The sequence below is a fragment of the Klebsiella sp. CN_Kp100 genome (genome assembly GCF_040065315.1).
Classification (GTDB): domain Bacteria; phylum Pseudomonadota; class Gammaproteobacteria; order Enterobacterales; family Enterobacteriaceae; genus Klebsiella; species Klebsiella oxytoca.
Genome location: NZ_JBEAIJ010000011.1, coordinates 1 through 6,397 on the forward strand (window position 1 = coordinate 1; position 6,397 = coordinate 6,397).

Annotated in this window: 7 protein-coding genes; all 7 read left to right on the top strand. The window is 47.6% G+C overall.

Annotated elements, in window-relative coordinates:
• Nucleotides 1–721 (top strand): DUF2345 domain-containing protein (locus tag ABLV12_RS08615; RefSeq protein WP_032745806.1); only part of this gene is annotated, 721 nt, incomplete at its 5' end.
• Between the two features lie 15 nt (nucleotides 722–736).
• Nucleotides 737–1,570, top strand: a complete 834-nt coding sequence (locus ABLV12_RS08620; protein ID WP_160887915.1) for a DUF4123 domain-containing protein — start codon at nucleotides 737–739, stop codon at nucleotides 1,568–1,570.
• Between the two features lie 65 nt (nucleotides 1,571–1,635).
• Complete coding sequence (locus ABLV12_RS08625) at nucleotides 1,636–2,166, top strand: DUF3304 domain-containing protein (protein WP_049128287.1); 531 nt, start codon at nucleotides 1,636–1,638, stop codon at nucleotides 2,164–2,166.
• Nucleotides 2,154–4,619 carry a DUF2235 domain-containing protein gene (locus tag ABLV12_RS08630; protein ID WP_160887917.1) on the top strand — a complete coding sequence of 822 codons (2,466 nt, stop codon included), beginning with the start codon at nucleotides 2,154–2,156 and terminating at the stop codon, nucleotides 4,617–4,619. Before ABLV12_RS08625 ends, ABLV12_RS08630 begins: the two co-directional genes overlap by 13 nt.
• A gap of 6 nt (nucleotides 4,620–4,625) precedes the next feature.
• On the top strand, nucleotides 4,626–4,892 hold the full coding sequence (locus tag ABLV12_RS08635) for a PAAR domain-containing protein (protein ID WP_160887919.1): 267 nt from the start codon (nucleotides 4,626–4,628) through the stop codon (nucleotides 4,890–4,892).
• A complete protein-coding gene (locus ABLV12_RS08640) occupies nucleotides 4,889–6,028 on the top strand; it encodes a hypothetical protein (RefSeq protein ID WP_016809483.1) in 1,140 nt (379 codons plus the stop codon). Before ABLV12_RS08635 ends, ABLV12_RS08640 begins: the two co-directional genes overlap by 4 nt.
• Nucleotides 6,018–6,397 (top strand): hypothetical protein (locus ABLV12_RS08645; protein WP_348866977.1); only part of this gene is annotated, 380 nt, incomplete at its 3' end. The genes ABLV12_RS08640 and ABLV12_RS08645, both read left to right, overlap by 11 nt.

Sequence of the window (6,397 nt, forward strand, 5' to 3'; positions counted from 1 at the left end):
GGCCGGGAAAGGGATATTCATCACCGCTGATGCGCAGATGAAAGCGCAGGGGCAGGTACTTGAGATGGGGTCAGCAATAAGCCTTGTTAAAGGTGCTATTCATCAGGCTACTGAGTGGGGAGAGATTGCTGAGAGTCATCATAACGTGCAACCCGACGCACAATGCTTACGTGACTATTTAAAAGCGGCCGAACGGCTTCAAAAACCCGCTATGTTGTTGACAGCCCCTGCTGGAGTAGGGATTGTCAGTCCGGATACAGTGATGCTACAGACGGGGAAAGCACTCTATGCCCAAAGTATGGGCGAAGTACATATTGCCAGCAGCAAACGCATTGCGCTTAATGCTAATTACGCTATTTCTTTATTGGCTCAAACAGAGGGAGTAAGGATTGTCTCTGGTAAGGGGCCTTGCGAACTGGAATCGCATGCAGATACTCTGTCTATTACTGCGCTCAAAGATATTACTATTCAGTCCACGCAGGGCCATTTGCAATTGACAGCCAAAAATGGGATTACCCTGGCATGCGGTGGCGCGTATATTCGGTTGTCTCCCGATGGTCGAATTGAAATACATGGGCCTGGTTTGTTAAGCCTTAAGGGAAAACATGTATTTGAAGGCCCGACAAGGCAGGACTTTCCATTACCAGAACTCCCACAATCGATTTGTAAAGAGTGTCTATGTAAAGCACAGGAAGCTGCCGCTGGATTTATCCCTCGCTAACTAAAAGGATATCAAATGGACGCAGATACTGATAATTCAATATTAAATTGGTTAAAACAGATCGAACAAGTGTGTGCTTGTCTGGATACCGTGTCAGTAAATATTATTGTGGATCAGGCTGGGGATGCCCCCTCTTTAGTTCATGATTTGATGCGGTTTCAACCGCAGATTGCCTGGGTTTCGCTATTAGAGAATGAACCGGAAAATGAGTTTATTGAAGATGCGCCTCTTTTTTTGCAATTATGTATTGATGTATGGCAACACAAAGAGTGGTTGTCAGCCTTACTTCGGCAATATAATGATCCGGCGCGAATATTGCTCTTTTTTTCTGTGTGTGATTTTAGTTTGTTGGCAAAACATTTGCAGAACCTGATTATTGCGGAATGGGAGGGCCGTAAGGGCTTAATGCGATTTTATGATACCCGAGTATTCCCGGCGTTGGTAACGTCAGTATTGACTGAGCAACAAAAAAATTATTTTCTACATATTGCGCAACTATGGAGTTGGCGTAATCGCGATGGGCAATCCGTCTGGTTTCGGGGTGAAAACTGTGAATATAACTTTAGCGAGACGACATTATTAACGCTTACCGATGCTCAATACAGCCAATTAGGTATGATTAGTGATATCGAAGGATTTATCAGAAAATATCACTTCAGGCATCCTGAGTTTACAAAGCAAACATTATTTAATCATTTGTGGCAGCGATTGCAGATGATGGATGAAGAAACACCGCTTGATAATGAGCGCTTTTTTAGTGAGTATTTATCGGGAGGGGGGGTGAACAGCAAACCATCGATAAAAAGAAGAGACCTGATTAATAATGGCTCTGTAATTTTTCGCGCATAATTCATTGGTGTGTATCCTAAAGCCAGCATGCGCCTACATGAGTGAGACAAAGAGTAAAAATAAATATGATCAAGATGCTTACTAAATGCAGGGGCTATACGCTGTTTTTGTTTGCGGCATTATTATTGACCAGTTGTGAACAACCGGAAACCTGGAGCAGCGGTGATTTGCGTGGGGTTAACCATACACGCCAGGAGATTCCCGGCTTCAGCGTCAACGGCAGTATCGGGCCGAATATTGGTTCCTTCGGGGAAAAGGGAGGAGCTTGTTGCATTTCCCTGCCTGATAAATGGCGACCAGGTTTAAAGGCTGATGTTGTGTGGGTGGTCAGTACGACTTCAGACATAATCAACTTTCCTGGATATGAGGATTGGGAGAAATATAAGGCATGGGAAAAAAAAGTTATAGAGGGGAGGGTTAAACACTACACCACAGTCGATATTCCCGACTACGGTGACAGGAAATGCGGATTAACCGTCCATTTTTTGCCCTGTAATCAAATCAAGGTTACTGCCTCTTGCAAAACATATGGTGCCGCTGAATATCCGATTAAAGAGCCCCGTGAAATGGAGGAGCCTGAGCAATGCCCCAAATGAATGTCAGGTCGGTTTTAGCACCTCCGTATTTCCCCGCTGAAGGCCGGTTGCCTAAAAATATTGACTTGGTACAAGCCAATGTAGATTTACAGACACGTGAGGAGAAGGAGTTTAAACTAACGCTGAATGCGCAAAATGGTCTTAATAATACCCCTCCTTGTTGTAAAAGCCTGCATGTCAGCCTATTTTTTGACGGCACTAATAATAATGAAAAAGCAAGCGCTGAGGCAAAAAGACCGAACCCCAGCAATATCGCCCGACTTTATCATACGGCGCTTGAAGATATCGATAGCGGATATTATAGCTACTATATACCCGGTGTGGGGACTGCTTTTCCGGAAATTGGCGAGTTGGATTTTAGCGATGCGGGGTTAAGATATGCCACGGGGGGAGAGGCGCGAATTAATTGGGCACTGCTGCGCATTGTCGATGCCGTCAGGCATACATTAACCGGAGAACGTCTGGGTGATAGCGAAGCGAAGGGGTTGGCACAGTCTCTTTCAAAGGACATGGCAGGCAAGGCGAAAGTAAACAAACCAATAAGAACGATGAGGCGGCAGGTCGTATTCCGTCACCTGTTTGCCCCACTGCGCGCTAGAGCGAAAACCCATCAGCCGAAAATCCTCAAAATCAAGCTGTTTATCTACGGTTTCTCCCGCGGCGCCGCCGAGGCGCGCGCCTTTGTGAACTGGTTAACGGACATCCTGGATGCGGCATTGCTACAGGAGAAAACTCCGCAACCCACTCTGCTGGGCAGGCCGATAGCCGTTGAGTTTCTTGGTCTCTGCGACACCGTGGCCTCGGTAGGGATTGCACGCATAGCCCCTGGATTTCAGGGGCATATGGCGTGGGCGGATGATAATCTGGCGCTGCCGGATGAAAGTCAATTCCCCGGATTTATTCAGCGCTGCTGCCATTTTGTCTCCGCTCACGAGCAGCGTTTGTGCTTTCCGCTCGATTCTGTCAGACGCACGGAGGGAAATTACCCCGCCAGTACCTTTGAGGTGGTTTACCCTGGTGTTCACTCTGACGTGGGCGGCGGCTATGCCCGGGGGGAGCAGGGGAAGAGCGTTGAGGATGCGCTGATTCTCTCGCAGATTGTGCTGCACGATCTTTATGCCGCAGCCTTTGCTATGGGCGCCCCCCTGATGGTACCGGAACAGATGATCCCGCCCGATTTAGTATCGCGTAAGCCTTCACGGAATATGAGTGAGGACGTTCTGCAGGAATTTAAAATCAAACAACCGCTTATCGAGCGCTTCAATGCCTGGCGCACCACTTTGCAGCCAGACCTGCCGCAGAACGCCACCTCTGGTTATCAACCTGTTGACCTGAAGCATGCGCTGGAAAATGTGATTGAACAGCAGATGGCGTGGATAACTGCCTGGCGTATAGGACGTTTTGCGAATGGCAGTTACCAGCGTCAGTCCTTTTATCAGGAAGCGGCATGGAATAGTGGGGATACGGACCAGCAGCACCGTGACGCAAGTGAGAGGGCGCGTGATGAAAAACAGAAAGAGCGTGAAAAGGCTCGCAAGATAATACCGGATACGCCGGGAGTACCAATATTCGAACCTGCTCTCGATCAGCAGCAGTTGCAGCAGGCAGCGGACGAATTTCGTGCAGATTATCACGCTCTCTCTCCTTACACGGTAGGCATGACGCGGAATAACACTGGCGGTGGATGGCAGATGCTGGTTGATGGCATTGGTGGGAGGATTACGTACATCTTCGATCCTGACGATCAGGCGGCTGAATATACGCAGATGAAAACCGCGGCTAACTCGTTAAAAGGAATACTCTTTAAAGACGATCGTGGCGCGATTACCGATGATAATGACTATGCCCAAGTTTGTAAGTTGTATGACGATCATATTCATGATTCACGTGCGTGGTTTATGCAATCTAGTCTGGGGTATCGCGAACTGTGGGCGGGTTATTTTCGCTACCGTACCATTTATAGCGGGGATGATGCTAATAAAGAGACTTCTTTGTTAAAAATGAGCCAAAAAGGTGGCGAGGTGCTTATTGGCATAAATATTTATTTAGTTGCTGAGGAAAATAAAGCATTTGCCGCAGTGGATCGGGGTGTGGATAAGTTAGGAAACGTCATGAAAGACGGCATGGAATTATCGGCACAGGCGCAGCAGCTGGAGAATGAGGCTATCGCTGCCAGAAATAAAAAGATCCGTGAAATGGGCGGGAAAGTTATCCGTGGCATGGTCGAGAAAGTAAGGCATATGTCTTCTATGCAAACATGTCCTGTTTCCGATATCAATGGCGAAATGATATGCCAGGTTCCGCTATATGTGAATATAGTTTTCCCCACGCGTAATGTTACCCAGTTACGCAAAATTTATAATCAGCAAGAAGCAGCGAGTGATAAAAAACAGTTGGATGAACTGGTGGAAAATTTAAATAACTTTGTCGAGCCAGCTAGTAACAGGAGATAGCCGGCAATGAGCGCGTTTAAAAAAATAGTCCGACAGGGCGATACTTTACGGGAATATGGTGGAACTGTCTTATCCGGGAAATATCTTGCTTTTGGCAAGCCTATTGCCCGCGTGGGGGATGCGGTGCAGTGCAATAAGCATGGAGCTACAACAATTATTGAGGGAGCAGCAGGAACCATGATTGATGGTAAGTCTGTTGCTCTGGATGGACACCGTTGCACCTGCGGTTGCGCTTTGGTGAGTTCATTACAGGAGATGGATATCGCGCTATGAAATATCCGCGGCTTTATCCTGATTACCGGGGAGTTGTTCCCCCCTGTAAAAAACGCTGGGGAGTGGCATGGCTGGTGGGTAATTTACTGTTTACATTTTTTATCCTCTGGTTATGGCCTTTAGACAAGGCCACCCATACTGCAGAATTCTGGTTCTGGACTGCCGTTTTTCCTACCCTTTTTATCGGATTTCTGTTTGCTGCACGAGTCTTGATTTATCAGGTGGCTTCGGGGAACCAACGGGCTTATCGCCATATACTGCAGCAGGAGGAAGTGCGATGGTGGCGGCAACGAGCAGCCGGACTTCCGATAGAACCATGGTGTTTGCTGGGGCCGGGCGGTGATAAACCAGAGCATCATCTGGCTGCTCTGGCGCGAGATAGCTCTCCGCCAGAATATTTAATAACCCAGCATGGTTTCAGGGTTTTGCGTTGCCCACAAATACTGGAAAACGACATTTGGCGCCGGGAGGCGGCATTAACTCGACATTTAGTGCGCACGTTGATTGAGACATACGCATTAAAAAGCTCATGTCCTCCAGTATTTCAGGCGTTGTACTGGTGTGGTTCGTCACAAGCGGGGCAACAGTTTATGCAGACGTTATGTGATTCAGGATGGCAGTTTCAGCAGCCGCTTTTACCGCTGAACGATATCGATCAGTTAGATGATGCTATCGACCATTACCATCGTCTCTCCCGGCATAAAAATAGATTACTGTGTGCTGGCATTTATTCGGCGAGCCACATCGACTCTACGCAGATTACCGGAGAAGCAGGGTTTGTCTGGTGCGTCGGGGTAGAAAAAAAAGTTATCGTGCAACGTGCTGAACGGCAGGATACTCCAGATGAAACCGCCCTGATGCTAACCAGGCAGGTTGAAAAAATTTCCCTTATGACTTCTCCGCCTGAACACTGTCTGTCATTTAATAACCGTGCAGCAGAATATTTGCAATCGGGAGGATGGCCGACGCTGGAACACATCCTTGCCCCATATTGGGGGGACCTGCAGCAAATGTCCCCATTTGTTGCAATTTCTATGGCTGCCTTCAGAAGCCTTGAGGCTGGGCAATCATGTGGATGGATAGCCCAGGATCAAATGCGTAAATGTATTATTGGAGTAATTACCATTGATAAATGATAAGGAACATCAAGGCTCTCTTTTTCGCCAGTTCATCTGGTGTTCAGTAACGATCACTCTATTTCTGGTGATTATTGGTTGCCTGTATTGGTTTTTAAAGGACGCGCTCGGTTTACCTCCCTTCACATTACAAATGTCCCTGCTATACCTTGCAGGAGCGTGGTTTTTACTGATGTGGTTATCACCTTTTATTCTGCAAGGGTGGAATGCTTTGGCGCGAGCCGAGGCTTTAAACAAGATTTATCATCCAGGACCCGCCACACATCAACAAACCCTGGATGCAAATTCGCATTATCTTACTGAACTGCGTCAATATCTCCGCCGCCGCTATACCCGTTTCTGGCGCCACAAAGTCCGCCTGCTGCTGGT

Coding starts and splice junctions, on each gene's coding strand:
- ABLV12_RS08620 (WP_160887915.1), top strand. CDS start 737: ATGGACGCAGATACTGATAATTCAATATTAAATTGGTTAAAACAGATC.
- ABLV12_RS08625 (WP_049128287.1), top strand. CDS start 1,636: ATGATCAAGATGCTTACTAAATGCAGGGGCTATACGCTGTTTTTGTTT.
- ABLV12_RS08630 (WP_160887917.1), top strand. CDS start 2,154: ATGCCCCAAATGAATGTCAGGTCGGTTTTAGCACCTCCGTATTTCCCC.
- ABLV12_RS08635 (WP_160887919.1), top strand. CDS start 4,626: ATGAGCGCGTTTAAAAAAATAGTCCGACAGGGCGATACTTTACGGGAA.
- ABLV12_RS08640 (WP_016809483.1), top strand. CDS start 4,889: ATGAAATATCCGCGGCTTTATCCTGATTACCGGGGAGTTGTTCCCCCC.